Annotated in this window: 14 protein-coding genes; 10 read left to right on the forward strand and 4 right to left on the reverse strand. The window is 69.3% G+C overall.

Going from position 1 to position 13,391, the window contains the following annotated elements; genetic code table 11:
* The first annotated feature begins 53 nt into the window (after window positions 1–53).
* Complete coding sequence (locus ACWGLC_RS09065; RefSeq protein ID WP_452099575.1) at window positions 54–1,241, forward strand: hypothetical protein; 1,188 nt, start codon at window positions 54–56, stop codon at window positions 1,239–1,241.
* A gap of 346 nt (window positions 1,242–1,587) precedes the next feature.
* On the opposite strand, the gene ACWGLC_RS09070 is transcribed toward ACWGLC_RS09065, so the two are convergent.
* Both ACWGLC_RS09070 and ACWGLC_RS09075 read right to left on the reverse strand, forming a co-directional pair.
* Complete coding sequence (locus tag ACWGLC_RS09070; protein ID WP_452099576.1) at window positions 1,588–2,505, reverse strand: SDR family oxidoreductase; 918 nt, start codon at window positions 2,503–2,505, stop codon at window positions 1,588–1,590.
* Between the two features lie 42 nt (window positions 2,506–2,547).
* The gene (locus tag ACWGLC_RS09075) at window positions 2,548–3,339 is read right to left on the reverse strand and encodes an SDR family oxidoreductase (protein ID WP_452099577.1); all 792 of its coding nucleotides are present in this window, start codon (window positions 3,337–3,339) and stop codon (window positions 2,548–2,550) included.
* A gap of 79 nt (window positions 3,340–3,418) precedes the next feature.
* Between ACWGLC_RS09075 and ACWGLC_RS09080 the strand changes: the two genes are divergently transcribed.
* From ACWGLC_RS09080 to ACWGLC_RS09115, 8 genes are all read left to right on the forward strand, one after another.
* Window positions 3,419–4,213, forward strand: coding sequence for an enoyl-CoA hydratase family protein (locus tag ACWGLC_RS09080; RefSeq protein ID WP_452099578.1), 795 nt, complete (start codon window positions 3,419–3,421; stop codon window positions 4,211–4,213).
* Window positions 4,210–5,124 (forward strand): CoA transferase subunit A, encoded by a 915-nt coding sequence (locus tag ACWGLC_RS09085; RefSeq protein ID WP_452099579.1) that lies wholly within the window; start codon window positions 4,210–4,212, stop codon window positions 5,122–5,124. Before ACWGLC_RS09080 ends, ACWGLC_RS09085 begins: the two co-directional genes overlap by 4 nt.
* Before the next feature lie 3 nt (window positions 5,125–5,127).
* Window positions 5,128–5,895, forward strand: a complete 768-nt coding sequence (locus ACWGLC_RS09090) for a CoA-transferase (RefSeq protein WP_452099580.1) — start codon at window positions 5,128–5,130, stop codon at window positions 5,893–5,895.
* The gene (locus ACWGLC_RS09095; protein WP_452099581.1) at window positions 5,892–7,013 is read left to right on the forward strand and encodes an NAD(P)H-dependent flavin oxidoreductase; all 1,122 of its coding nucleotides are present in this window, start codon (window positions 5,892–5,894) and stop codon (window positions 7,011–7,013) included. Before ACWGLC_RS09090 ends, ACWGLC_RS09095 begins: the two co-directional genes overlap by 4 nt.
* A gap of 274 nt (window positions 7,014–7,287) precedes the next feature.
* Entirely contained in the window at window positions 7,288–7,920 is a 633-nt protein-coding gene (locus ACWGLC_RS09100) for a hypothetical protein (RefSeq protein ID WP_452099582.1), read from the forward strand.
* A 228-nt stretch (window positions 7,921–8,148) separates the two neighbouring features.
* Window positions 8,149–8,718, forward strand: coding sequence for a hypothetical protein (locus tag ACWGLC_RS09105; protein WP_452099583.1), 570 nt, complete (start codon window positions 8,149–8,151; stop codon window positions 8,716–8,718).
* 196 nt (window positions 8,719–8,914) lie between these two features.
* On the forward strand, window positions 8,915–9,472 hold the full coding sequence (locus ACWGLC_RS09110) for a hypothetical protein (RefSeq protein WP_452099584.1): 558 nt from the start codon (window positions 8,915–8,917) through the stop codon (window positions 9,470–9,472).
* A gap of 216 nt (window positions 9,473–9,688) precedes the next feature.
* Entirely contained in the window at window positions 9,689–10,585 is an 897-nt protein-coding gene (locus tag ACWGLC_RS09115) for a hypothetical protein (RefSeq protein ID WP_452099585.1), read from the forward strand.
* An 88-nt stretch (window positions 10,586–10,673) separates the two neighbouring features.
* On the opposite strand, the gene ACWGLC_RS09120 is transcribed toward ACWGLC_RS09115, so the two are convergent.
* Complete coding sequence (locus ACWGLC_RS09120) at window positions 10,674–11,843, reverse strand: acetyl-CoA C-acetyltransferase (RefSeq protein WP_452099586.1); 1,170 nt, start codon at window positions 11,841–11,843, stop codon at window positions 10,674–10,676.
* 32 nt (window positions 11,844–11,875) lie between these two features.
* The gene (locus ACWGLC_RS09125; RefSeq protein WP_452099587.1) at window positions 11,876–12,457 is read right to left on the reverse strand and encodes a TetR/AcrR family transcriptional regulator; all 582 of its coding nucleotides are present in this window, start codon (window positions 12,455–12,457) and stop codon (window positions 11,876–11,878) included.
* Window positions 12,458–12,559: 102 nt separating this feature from the next.
* On the opposite strand from ACWGLC_RS09125, the gene ACWGLC_RS09130 reads away from it, so the two are divergent.
* Complete coding sequence (locus tag ACWGLC_RS09130; protein ID WP_452099588.1) at window positions 12,560–13,375, forward strand: hypothetical protein; 816 nt, start codon at window positions 12,560–12,562, stop codon at window positions 13,373–13,375.
* The last annotated feature ends 16 nt before the right edge of the window (window positions 13,376–13,391 follow it).

Raw genomic sequence — 13,391 nt, forward strand, 5'->3', positions numbered from 1 at the left:
TCATGTGCCAAAGGGCACATTGGTGCCGCGATTCGCCGAGAGGATCCACTTTTATGAAGAAAATGACCAGGGCCGCCGCGGCCGCCGCCACGGCGGCCCTCGCCATGTCCGGCGCCACCGGAGTTGCCAACGCCCAGTCTGGAGATTTCCAGATCCCCATTCTGGGCGGCCTGCAGTCCTCGGACGTGTCGATTCCGGGCTCGGCGGGCTTGATCCCCGGCTCCGCTGGCGTGATTCCCGAAGGCTCCACCACCGGTATCGGCACAGGCTCCACTGAGCTTGGCGGCTCCGCGAACATCAGCGGCTCTGCGGGCACGATCGCGAACGGCATCGCGGGATCCGTCGAGGGTGGCTCGCTCGAGAGCATCCTCACCAATGTCGCCGGCTCGGTCACCACCATCACCGGCTCCGTCAACGCCAGCGGCGGGTCGACCGGCGCCTTTACCGATGCCCTCACCGGCTCCATCGACAACACCGGCTCCGCTACCGCGATCACCGGGGCCATCGCGGATGCCATCGGCAACGGCGGCTCACTCGCCGGTGTGCTGGCGGGCATCGAGGGCTCCATCGGAGACGGCGGCTCGGCCGGCGACATCACCAGCAACCTCGGTGGATCGCTGGACAACATCGGTCTCGGTATCACCGAGTCGCTCGGAGACGGCGGCTCGGCTGGCGACATCACCCAGGCGGTCGGTGGCTCCATCGACGATGGCGGCTCGGTCGAGGGCATCAACGGTGCAATCGCAGGCTCGATCGGCAACACCTCCGGCTCGCTGTCCGACCCGGCCACTGGCCTGCTCGGCTCGGTCACCGGCAACGGCGGTTCGACAGGCGCGAGCTCCGATGCGATCAGAAACGTCACCAGCGACAGCGCTTACGTCGTTGTCGGCTCCGCCCAGGAGCTTGTGACCGTCAACGGTTCGCTCACTGCGCTCACCGGCTCGATCGAGAACGCCTTCGACATGAGCACTGCCTCGACCAATCTGGGCTCGACGGTCGGCGCGATGTCCTCCCTCGAGACCGTCACCAGCGTCGAGATGAGCGTCGGCGGCGGCCTGTTGCCGATCCTGTCGCTGGGCGGCGCTGCTGCCCTGGGCGGCGCGGCCGTCGGTGCCGCCGCCGGTGCCAACGTCCAGCTTCCGCCGCTGCCGGGCTTCCCGCTGTGCGACCTGCCGCAGGCGCAGATCGACCAGCTCGCCGGCCTCGGCTCGGTCGACGCCCAGAACTGCCCGCGCCCCTGACCTGATCCGGTCGGCCGGTAACTGACGGAGCCCCGCACCTCGAAAGGTGCGGGGCTCCGTCTTGTTCGCTCACGGTGTGCCTTCATAACCTCCGCACGCCGCGCGCACAAGCAACAGGTAGGCGCCGGCACAGCGAGCGGCCCCAACCAGCTCCTCGCCGCTCGTCCGACGCCACCCGAACCTCGGTTGCAAGACAGCCCTCACGATCTGCACGACATCAGATGCGATTCCAGTCCGGAATCTCGACCAATCTGTCTTGCAGATGGACGGCGATGTCTTGCAACCGCGCGGGGCGGCACGGGGGGCCGGGCGCGTGGCCGAGCCGGAAGCGGGACCCGGCGTCAGCTCAGCGGGCGCCGTAGACCGGGACCGGGGTCGGCGACTCGGACAGCAGGCGCGGGACCACGGAGCCGAGCTCGGCCGGATCCCACTTGGCGCCCTTGTCCTCGGAGGCGGCGCGCTGCCAGCCGTCGCACACGGTGACCTTGCCGCCCTCGACCTCGAAAACGCGGCCGGAGACGTCGCCGGACTCCTCGGAGCCCAGCCACACGACCAGCGGGGAGACGTTGGCCGGGTCCATCACGTCGAACGAGCCGTCCTCGGGGGCGGCCATCTGCGCGGCCATGGCCTCACCGGCGGAGGTGGTCATTCGGGTACGGGCGGACGGGGCGATCGCGTTGGCGGTGACGCCGTAGCCCTTCATCTCGGCCGCGGTCTGGATGGTCAGCAGCGCAATGCCGGCCTTGGCTGTGGCGTAGTTGCCCTGGCCGACCGAGCCGAACAGCCCGGCGCCCGAGGAGGTGTTGATGACGCGCGCGGCCCGAGGGCGCCCGGCCTTGGACTCGGCGCGCCAGTACTCGGCGGCGTGACGCAGCGGCGCGTAGTGGCCCTTGAGGTGCACGGTGGTGACCTTGTCCCACTCCTCCTCGGTCATGCCGACGAGCATCTTGTCGCGCAGGAAGCCGGCGTTGTTGACCAGCACGTCGAGCCCGCCGAAGGTGTCGATGGCCTGCTGGACGAGCTCGCGCGCGCCCTCCCACGAGGAGATGTCGTTACCGTTGATCACGGCCTCACCGCCGGCGGCCTTGATCTCGGCGACGACCTGCTCGGCGGGGTGCTCCCCCACGTCGGTGCCGTCGATGCCGGCGCCGAGGTCGTTCACGACGACCTTCGCCCCCTCGGCGGCGAAGGCCAGCGCGTGCTCACGGCCGATTCCGCGGCCGGCGCCGGTGACGATGACGACGCGTCCGTCGCAGATTCCCATTGATGTCTCCTTGGTTGAAATGGTCGGTGCGGGTGTTCTCGGTCAGTGCTTGTTCTCGGCGGTGGAGGCCGAGAGGAACGCGGGCTTCTCGCCGCCGCCGTGGACCAGCAGCTCGGCGCCGGTGATGTAGGCGGCCAGTGGCGAGGCGAGGAACGCGGCGGCCCGGCCGACGTCGGCGGGCTCGGCCATGCGCCCCATGGGGATGGTGGCGTCGACGGCGGCCACGCCCTCGGCGTCGCCGTAGTGCATTTCGGCGAGCTCGGTCTTCACGGGGCCGACGACGACGGAGTTCACGCGCACCGCGGGGGCCCATTCGACGGCCAGCGACTGGGTGAGCGAGTCGATGCCGGCCTTCGCGGCGCCGTAGGAGGCGGTGCCGGGCGAGGGGCGGTGGCCGGAGACGGACGAGATGTTGACGATCACGCCGCCGATCTGGCCGTCGGGCCCGTCGGCGGTCATCGCCCGGTGTGCTTCCTGCGCGACGGTCAGCGCGGACAGCAGGTTGAGCGCGACGATCTTGGCGTGGAAGTTGGCGCTGGCGTCGGCGGCCAGCGCGAACGGGGCGCCGCCGGCGTTGTTGACCACCACGTCGAGGCGGCCGTGCTTGGCGACGATCGCGTCGATCATCTCGCGGACCGCGTCGGGGTCGCGGAGGTCGGCCGGGTGGAACTCGAGGTCCGCGACATCGGAGCCCTCGTCGGCGGGTCGCCGGGCGCAGGTGACGACGACGGCGCCGGCATCTCTGAATACTCGACTGATGCCGGCGCCGACGCCTCGGACGCCTCCGGTGACGAGGACTACCTTCCCCGCCAGACCAAGATCGATGTTCGTCATGCGTGCTAGCCTACCAAGCAAGCGTTTGGTTAGTCACCGGACCGTCAGCGACGGGCGGTGGCGTGCGAAGGGAGCACCAATGGGCATCAGCGTCGACAAGGGCGCAGACGGTATCGCGACCGTCACCGTCGACTATCCCCCCGTCAACGCCATCCCGTCCGCGGGCTGGTTCGAACTCGGCGAGCAGATCCTGGCCGCCGGCCGGGACCCCGAGGTCCACGTCGTGATCCTGCGCGCCGAGGGCCGCGGGTTCAACGCCGGCGTCGACATCAAGGAGATGCAGGACTTCGAGGGCTTCGACCACCTGCTGGCCGCCAACCGCGGCTGCTACGTGGCCTTCAACGCCGTCTACGAGTGTGCGGTCCCCGTGATCGCCGTCGTGAACGGCTTCTGCGTGGGCGGCGGCATCGGGCTGGTGGGCAATGCCGACTGCATCATCGCCTCCGATGACGCGGTCTTCGGACTTCCCGAGGTGGACCGGGGCGCGCTCGGCGCGGCCACCCACCTCGCGCGCATGGTGCCGCCGCACATGATGCGCACGCTGTACTTCACCTCCCGCAACGTCACCGCGCAGCAGCTGCACAACTGGGGAACGGTGTACGAGGTGGTCCCTCGCGACCAGCTCGACGCCGCGGCCCGCGAGCTGGCGGAGGCGATCGCCGCCAAGGACACCCGCGTGATCCGGGCGGCCAAGGAGGCCATCAACCACATCGATCCGGTCGACGTGAAGTCCTCGTACCGCATGGAGCAGGGCTTCACCTTCGAACTCAATCTCGCCGGCGTGGCCGATGAGCACCGGGACGAGTTCGTCAAGAGCGGTACGAACCTGGATAAACGAGTCAAGAATTCCGAGAGGACGGGCGAGAACAAGTGACGACGACCCCCACCCCGCGCGACAAGCGCACGAGCCTCGACGAGGCCGTCGCACGCCTCGAGAGCGGTATGACCATCGGTATCGGCGGCTGGGGCTCGCGGCGCAAGCCGATGGCCCTGGTCCGCGCGATTCTCCGCCGCGAGGATCTCACCGATCTGACCGTCATCACCTACGGTGGCCCGGATCTCGGCCTGCTCTGCTCGGCGGGCAAGGTCTCGAAGGCGTACTACGGCTTCGTGACCCTGGACTCGGCACCGTTCTACGATCCGTGGTTCGCCAAGCGCCGCACCGAGGGTTCGATCATCTCCCGCGAGATGGATGAGGGCATGGTCCGCGCCGGCCTCACCGCCGCCGCGCAGCGCCTGCCGTTCCTGCCCACGCGCGCCGGCCTGGGTTCGGACGTCTTCCGCTTCTGGGGCGACGAGCTCAAGACCGTCGACTCCCCGTACGACTTCGAGGGCAGGACCGAGACCCTGGTCGCGATGCCCGCGCTGCGCATGGACGCCGCGCTCATCCACCTGGACAAGGCCGACAAGCACGGCAACGCCGCGTTCACCGGCGCCGACGGCTACTTCGACGACCTGTACGCCATGGCCGCCGACACGGTCCTGCTCGAGACCGACGAGATCGTCGACTCGGCGGATGCGCTGATGAACGAGGTCGGCCCGCAGCGCATGCTGATCAGCCGCATGTTCGTCGACACCGTCTCCGAGGCCCCGAACGGCGCGCACTTCACGTTCGCCGGCGGCTACGGCCGCGACGAGGCGTTCCAGAAGCATTACGCGGCCGCCGCCAAGGACGAGCAGTCCTGGGCCGCGTTCACCGAAGAGTTCCTGTCCGGCGACGAGGCCGCGTACCAGGAGGCCGTAACCAAGTTCGCCGCCAAGATCGCGGCCGAGAAGGAGGGCTGACACGTGAGCGAGAACATCACGCGCGCCGAGTACTGCGCGATCGCCTGCGCCGAGATCTTCGCCGGTGCCGGGGAGATCTTCGCCTCCCCCATGACCCCGATGGCCACCCTGGGCGCCCGCCTCGCGCGGATGACCACCGAGCCGGACCTGCTCATCACCGATGGCGAGTACCGCTTCCTCGGCCAGACCCCGCCGCTGGGCAAGCTCATCGACTTCGAGGGCTACATCCCGTTCCCGCGCGTCTTCGACGTGCTGCAGGCCGGCACCCGCCACGTGGTGATGGGCGCCAACCAGATCGACAAGTACGGCAACCAGAACCTGTCGGCGTTCGGCGACGACGTCCAGAAGCCGACGCGCCAGATGTTCGGCCTCCGCGGTGCGCCGGGCAACACGATCGCACACGCCACCAGCTACTGGGTGGGCAAGCACAGCACCCGCGTCTTCGCCGAGAAGGTCGACATCGTGTGCGGCATCGGCTACGACCGCTACACCGAGGGCGACCCGGCCTTCCGCTTTCACCACATCCCGAAGGTCGTCACCAACCTCGGTGTGTTTGACTTCGGCGGCCCCGGCCGCACGATGCGCGCCGTCACCCTGCACCCGGGTGTCACGGCCGAGGAGGTCGCGCAGAACACGGGCTTCGAGGTTGCCGGTCTGGCCGAGGCGGGCGTCACGCGCGACCCGTCCACGGAGGAGCTGCGCCTGATCCGCGAGGTGATCGACCCGCGCGGCTTCCGTAACCGTGAGGTCCCCGCGGAGGAGAAGAAGTGAGCGACGACGACGCCGCCACCGGCACCTCCGCCACCGCTCGCGCCGCCACACTGTCGACGGACTTCACCCGTCTCGTCGGCGTGGAGTACCCGATCGTCCAGACGGGCATGGGCTGGGTATCCGGTCCCGAGCTGACGGCCGCCACCGCCAACGCCGGCGGCCTGGGCATCATCGCGTCCGCGACCATGACGTACTCGGAGCTCGAGGCCGCCATCATCCGGACCAAGGAACTCACCTCCAAGCCCTTCGGTGTCAACCTCCGGGCCGATGCCGAGGACGCCGCCGAGCGCTGCGAGTTGATGATCCGCCACGGGGTGAAGGTCGCGTCGTTCGCGCTCGCACCGAAGCCCGAGCTGATCGCCCGTCTGAAGGAGAACGGCCTCGTCGTCGTCCCCTCGATCGGTGCCGCGAAGCACGCCGTCAAGGTCGCGTCCTGGGGCGCGGACGCGGTGATCGTGCAGGGCGGTGAGGGCGGTGGTCACACCGGTCAGGTCGCCACCACGCTGCTTCTCCCCAGCGTCATCGACGCCCTGGGCGGGGCCGGCAACACGTCGATCCCCGTGGTCGCGGGCGGCGGCTTCTTCGACGGCCGCGGGCTGGTCGCGGCGCTGTCTTACGGCGCCGCGGGCATCGCGATGGGCACGCGGTTCCTGCTCACCAGCGACTCGCAGGTGCCGGACGCGGTCAAGCAGCAGTACCTCGAGCGGGGCCTGCAGGACACGGTCGTCTCGACCCGCGTCGACGGCATGCCGCACCGCGTGCTGCGCACCGGGCTGGTCAACGCACTCGAGTCCGGCAGCCCGGTCAAGGGCATGGTCGCGGCCGTGCAGAACGCCAACAAGTTCAAGGCCATGACCGGCATGAAGTGGCAGCAGCTGGCCAAGGACGGCCTCAACATGAAGAAGTCGTCCGAGCGCACGTGGCAGCAGATAGTCATGGCGGCCAACACGCCGATGCTGCTCAAGGCCGGTCTGGTCGAGGGCAACACCGAGGCCGGCGTGCTGGCCTCCGGGCAGGTCGTCGGCATGATCGAGGACCTGCCCAGCTGTGACGAGCTCATCCAGCGCATCATGACGCAGGCGCACGGCCGCCTGGGTGCGCTGCGCGACCTGGGCTGAGCCGGCCAGGCGCACCACGCCGCGCCTGGGGCCTACGCTTTCCAGGTCTTACGCACCGGGACCTACGCGCCCGGATCGCGCGCTAACGACGAGGGTGCGCGCCCAGGATGAACCATTCTGGGCGCGCACCCTTTTGTCTTGTCACCGTCCTCCCGGACCGGCGCACGGAGATGAAGCGTATCGGGAGTCATTCATCGAATCCTCAGGTAGCGTGAGCATCGCCTTATCGTCAGCGGCGGGGACCCTCTCGCCTGCCACTCCCCGGAGGACCCCCTTGACTGTCACCCGTACCTTCGCCCGTTCGGCCGCCGTGCTCGGCGCCGCCACCGCCCTCACCGTCGCCGGAGCCGGCGCCGCGATGGCCGCCACGACGCATGAGGTCGACGGCAACCTACTGTCTGTCAGCTTCACCAAGGACACCTGGTACGACGGCTCGCTCTGCTTTGCCGTGGCCGTTCCCACGGCGGGGGCAGCCAGCGTCATCAGCCAGGTTCAGGGTGCGGCTACCGGCGACCTCGGGGATCTCTTCGACATCATCAAGGGCGACACGGCCGTCACTGCGCTCACCACCGCCGAGGACGGCCAGGGTGGCGGAACCGGGCTCATCTCCGTCGCCGTCGGCAAGAACACCGTGTACGCGAAGCTAGACCCGAACGTGTACACGCTCATCTCCAAGTGCACGCTTGACGAGCCGGTGATCAACCCGGGTGTCATCGTCGGCGACCCGATGGAGGCGATCATGGGCTCCGTCGAGATGGGCAGCTCGGGCGACGGTCTCGGCACCCTCTCCTCCGTCGTCAACGGCGACGACAGCGGCCTCGGTGGCATCCTCTCGTCCGCCATCGGCGGCGGCGAGGAGGGCGACCTCCTCGGCACCCTGTCATCCGCCACGGGCGACGCCGAGTAACTCCTCTTCGCACGTCGATCACGCCCAGCCGGCCCGACCGGCTGGGCGTCGTCATATCCACGGGCACTTGGTGCGCCGCCAGCCACCCCCCTTCGAGCCTTCTTGGCCGCGAACCCTTTTCAGAAGGCTGAGAGTCCGGTTAAGATTGACTAGCGAAAGAGGGTCGGTCAGATACGGCCCCCATTCGCACTTCCCCTCCCCCTCATCTCCGAATGGAGCTTTTCCCTCATGTCGAAGTCCCGTACCGCCCTTCGTAGCCTCGGCGTCCTCGCCGCCGCGTCCGGACTCGCCCTCGCCGGCGCCGGCGTCGCGTCGGCAACCACCTTCGACCACGATGTCGACGGCAACATGGTCTCCGCGACCTTCAGCCTTGAAGACGGTCAGCTTGGAGACACTTGCGGTGCCGTCCTCATCCCCGGCCAGGCCGCGCTCTCGATCTTCGAGGGTCTCGACATCGATCTGTCCGACCCCACCGGACTGGCCGCTGCAATCGAAAAGCTGGAGGGCGCCCAACTCCTGACCGGCCCCACCAGCCCCGTAGCGACCCTGAGTTCCCTCGGCGCGAAGTCCGCCACCGTGTCCGCCGACGAGGTCCCGACCGGCATCTACGGCCTGGTTTCCTTCTGCGCCTCCGACGCCGAGAATCCGGGCGTCGACCTGGTCACGATCGGCAACCCGTTCGACATCATCAGCGGACTGAGCTCGGACGGCCTGCTCGACACCGCGTCGTCGCTCCTGCAGGGCGGCGACGAGAGCGGCCTCGGCGCCATCCTGTCCTCTGCAGTCGGCGGCGAGTGACCGCCAGAACCACTGCTCTCTAACTGAGACTGAGACGCCCGGTCCGCTTCTGCGGGCCGGGCGTTGTCGTGTGGGTCGAGAAGGGCGATCGGTCAATCTGCCGATACGGAGCCTCGGCTGATGTAACACTTACAGTCCGCTGAGCGACTCAGTGAGGGAGACCACTGTTTTCAAGGCACCCTTTAAGGAGCTACCCATGACCAACCTGAAGAAGGCAGCCGCGGGCTTCGCTGTCGCCGCCACCGCCGCCGCGGGCATCTCGGTCGCCGGCGCCGGAGCCGCCAACGCCGCAACGCCGTTCGTCCACATCGCGGGCAACACGGTGAACGTGCACGTCACCGCCCCGCTGCCCAACCAGACCTGCATGGGCATGCTCGTTCCGCCGTACGCTGCAGCCGACATCGCCGGCGCCGCCGTCGCCGGTGGTGGCAATCTCATGCCGATCATCGCAGCGCTCGGCAACAACCCCGACGTGATCGCCCTGAACGGCCCCGGGTTCCCCGGGATCTTCCAGCTTCCGGTGACGATCCCCGGCCAGGACGGCTGGCTGTCCGCCCAGAACGTGCCCTCAAACATCTACGCGCTCGCCGTGATCTGCATGGGCCATGCCGGCCCGATGGAGCCCCACCTGTTCCCGGCCGTGGTCGGCAACCCGATGGAGGCCTTCGCCGGCAGCGCCTCCGGTAGCACCGGCATCGGTGGTCCCGCCGCGCCCACCGACAACGGCACCGGATCGAGCAGCTCCGGGTCCTGATCGGCCCTCCCGTCAACGCACTGGCACGATGAGCCCCGCACCTTCCGGTGCGGGGCTCATCGTTTCCTTCCGGTGCGGGGCTCATCGTTTCCTTCCGGTGCGTGGCTCATCGTTCTCGCACCCCCACAGCACATTCCTCCGCCCAACTGCTACATATGTGTATCTTCATCAACTAGTTTCCGCTTTCGGCCACCAGGCCCAAGTCAGGGAGAAGATATGCCCACGCTCTCCAGCGCCGGCCGACTGGCCGCCCTCGCCACCGGTGCCGCCATCGCGCTCGCGGGGTCAGCCACCGCGAACGCCGCAACGGTCCCACCACCGGCGGTCGCGGACAACAGGGTGTCCGCGGAGATCCTTGACCCGATCCCCAGCACGATCCGTCCGCCCGTCCTTGGCCAGACCTGCTCCGGGGGGCTTGTTGCCCTCCACGCGATCCCCGGACTGATCGGACCTCTGGCCGGGGGCGACACCCTGGAGATCATCGACACCCTGCTGGGCGCCGACGAGGTGACGCTCCTCCATCTGCCGGGATCGCCGCTGCTGATCGCTACCTTGCCCGGACGCGCGGGCACCCTCGTCGCGGAAGGAGTGGGTGCCGACTTCTACATCACCGGCGTGGTCTGCAACGGCGGCGGCGCACCTCTAGAACCGCACCTGTTCCTCACCCAGGTCGGCAATCCGCTGGGGGCGTTCGAGGGCAGCGTCACCGGAAGCGTCGGCGGCTCCGGTTCCGCCGAGGGCAGCAGCATCGGCCTCGGGAGCGCCGAGGTCGGCGCGGGCTCGGCGGACGGGATGATCGAGCTGGGCAGCGCCTCGGGTTCCGACCAGGGCAGCACCGTCGACATCGGATTCCACGGCAGCATCGCCGACGTCAGCGGAAGCCTCGGCGTGGACGCCGGGGCGGGCAGCTCGGGCAGCGAAGCCGCTGCAGGGTCGGGTCAGGGCAGCATCGACGGCGCGAGCACCGGAGCACTCGACACCAGCAGCCTGACCGGCAGTGTTGAGCTCCCCGAGGGCTCGAGCAACGGCAGCAGCATCGACGTCGGCAGCATCATCCCGCTGGCCGGCAACATCAGTGACAGTGTCGGAGACATGAGCTTCCCCGGCTCCTGATGGGTGGGCCTCGAAGGCGCGAGACGCGAGAGCCCCGCACCGATGATCCGGTGCGGGGCTCAGGGCTGGGCTCAGAAGGCCGTGTAGATCAGCGGTCGAGGCGCTCGATGATCGTCACGTTGGCGGTACCGCCGCCCTCACACATGGTCTGCAGGCCGTAGCGGCCGCCGGTGCGCTCGAGCTCGTTGAGCAGGGTGGCGAACAGCTTGGCACCCGTGGCGCCGAGGGGGTGGCCCAGGGCGATGCCGCCGCCGTTGGGGTTGACGCGGGCCGGGTCGGCGCCGGTCTCCTTGATCCAGGCGAGCACGACGGGCGCGAACGCCTCGTTGATCTCCACCACGTCGATGTCGTCGATCGTCAGGCCGGTCTTGGCCAGCGCGTGCTTGGTGGCCGGGATGGGCGCGGACAGCATCATCACCGGGTCGTCGCCGCGGACGGTCATGTGGTGGATGCGGGCGCGCGGGGTGAGACCGTACTTCTCGACGGCCTCGGCGGAGGCCAGCAGGCCGGCGGAGGCGCCGTCACAGATCTGCGACGCGACGGCCGCGGTGAGCGAACCCCCCTCGGCGAGCACGGGCAGCGAGGCCATCTTCTCGAGTGTCGTCTCTCGGGTGGTCTCGTCGGCCTCGAGGCCGGCCATCGGAACGTACTCGGCTCCGAAGCGGCCCTCGGCGATCGCGGCACGCGCGCGATTGTGGGACTGCAGCGCCCACTCCTCCATCTCGCGGCGGGAGATGTCCCACTTGTCGGCCATCATCTGGGCGCCGTTGAACTGCGAGATCTCCTGCGTGCCGAAGCGCTCGGTCCAGCCGGTGGAGCCGGAGAACGGGTCGTCGAAGCCGTACTCGCGGCCGGCGAGCATGGCCGAGGAGATGGGCAGGGCGCTCATGTTCTGGACGCCACCGAACAGGATCACGTCCTGGGTGCCGGACATGATGGCCTGGGCGCCGAAGTGGATGGCCTGCTGGCTGGAGCCACACTGGCGGTCGACGGTGGTGCCGGGGACACCGAGCGGCATGCCGGCGGCGAGCCAGGACGAGCGGGCGATGTTGCCGGCCTGCGGGCCGATGGTGTCGACACAGCCGAAGATCACGTCGTCGACGACCTCCGGGTCGATGCCGGTTCGCTCGACGACGGCCTTGATGACGTGGGCACCGAGGTCGGCGGGGTGCTGCGCGGCCAGGCTGCCGCCGCGCTTGCCCACCGGCGTCCGGACGGCGTCGATCACGTAGGCCTCGCGGCCGGTCACTTCTGTCATGGCTGGTCTCTCCTCAGTGGTGCTGGGGCTCTTCAGTTGACGGCGAGTCCGTCGAGCACGATGTTCAGGTACTGGTTGGCGATCGCGCCGTGGTCGTCGTCCCCCTCGGGGCGGTACCACCGCACCGCGACCCAGACGGTGTCGCGCAGGAAGCGGTAGGTCAGGCGCACGTCGAGGTCGTCGCGGAAGTCGCCGGATTCCATGCCGCGGCGCAGCACCCCGGTCCACATCTCGCGGAACTCGGTGTTGCGCTCGCCCAGGTAGTCGAACCGCGCGTTGCCGCGCAGGTGCTTGACCTCGTCCTGGTAGATCGCCACCTCGTCGCGGTGGTCGTGGATGGCCTCGAACGACGCCTCCACCAGGGCCTCCAGCGTCTCGCGCGCGCCCATCCCGGACTCCACGATGCGCCGGTAGTCGCCGAACAGCGCGTCGAGGAAGCCACGGAGGATCTCGTCGACGATGGCTTCCTTGGACTTGAAATGGTGGTAGAGGCTGCCCGAGAGGATGCCGGCGGCGTCGGCGATGTCGCGCACGGTCGTCGCGCGCAGGCCGCGTTCCGCGAAGAGGCCGGCCGCGATCGACAGGAGCTCGTCGCGTCTGTTCGTGGCGGTCATACCGGACACAATACCAACCAAGCACTTGTTTGGGCAGTCGACCGCGCTCGACGCGCCACCGCCACCGCCCGCCGGGCGGCCGCCCTGCTTAGACTCTGCTCCATGACTTCCTCCGCCACCACCCTGCCCCGCCGGCGTGGCCGCCGCCTCCTCGCCGCGTCCGCAGCGCTCGGCCTGGCCCTGGGCCTGTCCGCCTGCACGATCGGGGAGGTCGACGACGACGCCGCGGCCACCGACACCTCCGCCACCCAGCAGACCTCGGCCACCGGGTCGGCCGAGCCGACGGAAGCGGAAGCGGATTCCGAGGCCGCCCCCGCCACGGCGCTCGACCAGCTGATCCTCACCGCGGCGGACGCTCCCGACCTGGGCCTGCAGCCGGTGTCCCCGGAGGAGATCGCCGGCGGGATGGACATGATCGGCGGCCTCACCGAGGGGCTGAAGGTCGAGCCGCCGCACTGCGCGGAGTTCAGCCAGGACACCCTGATGGCGCAGTCCGAGCCGGGGACGATGGCCATCCAGGCCGGACAGAAGGACGACATCGCCTACGCGGTGGCCGTCACCACGGTGATCGACGGCCTGCCGGATCGCGCCGCGGCGATCGAGGACTGCCCGGTCATGACCGTCAGCTTCCCGCTCGGCGAAGGCGGCCAGGACCTGGTCACCGAGACCGCCAACACGGTGCTGGACGTCGAGGCCCCCGCCGGGGTCGAGAACTTCGTCGCGGTCCAGCAGGACAGCTCGATGGACATGATGGGCCAGAACGTCACCAGCGGGAACCTCATCGTCACCGGCACGGTCCGCGGGATCGGCGTCTCCGTCACCGCGACCATCCCCGCCGGCGAGGTCTCGCCGGAGGCCCAGGCCACAGCGATGGACGCGTTCGTCAAGCAGGCGGAGAAGGTCCGCGCCGCGGCCTGATCGCCCCTGCCGCGAC

The organism is Dietzia sp. NPDC055877, from assembly GCF_053615975.1.

Excerpts from the sequence above, each read along its gene's own strand:
- ACWGLC_RS09110 (WP_452099584.1), top strand. The coding sequence starts at position 8,915 with ATGACCAACCTGAAGAAGGCAGCCGCGGGCTTCGCTGTCGCCGCCACC.
- ACWGLC_RS09075 (WP_452099577.1), bottom strand. The coding sequence starts at position 3,339 with ATGACGAACATCGATCTTGGTCTGGCGGGGAAGGTAGTCCTCGTCACC.
- ACWGLC_RS09070 (WP_452099576.1), bottom strand. The coding sequence starts at position 2,505 with ATGGGAATCTGCGACGGACGCGTCGTCATCGTCACCGGCGCCGGCCGC.
- ACWGLC_RS09130 (WP_452099588.1), top strand. The coding sequence starts at position 12,560 with ATGACTTCCTCCGCCACCACCCTGCCCCGCCGGCGTGGCCGCCGCCTC.
- ACWGLC_RS09120 (WP_452099586.1), bottom strand. The coding sequence starts at position 11,843 with ATGACAGAAGTGACCGGCCGCGAGGCCTACGTGATCGACGCCGTCCGG.
- ACWGLC_RS09115 (WP_452099585.1), top strand. The coding sequence starts at position 9,689 with ATGCCCACGCTCTCCAGCGCCGGCCGACTGGCCGCCCTCGCCACCGGT.
- ACWGLC_RS09125 (WP_452099587.1), bottom strand. The coding sequence starts at position 12,457 with ATGACCGCCACGAACAGACGCGACGAGCTCCTGTCGATCGCGGCCGGC.
- ACWGLC_RS09065 (WP_452099575.1), top strand. The coding sequence starts at position 54 with ATGAAGAAAATGACCAGGGCCGCCGCGGCCGCCGCCACGGCGGCCCTC.
- ACWGLC_RS09105 (WP_452099583.1), top strand. The coding sequence starts at position 8,149 with ATGTCGAAGTCCCGTACCGCCCTTCGTAGCCTCGGCGTCCTCGCCGCC.
- ACWGLC_RS09080 (WP_452099578.1), top strand. The coding sequence starts at position 3,419 with ATGGGCATCAGCGTCGACAAGGGCGCAGACGGTATCGCGACCGTCACC.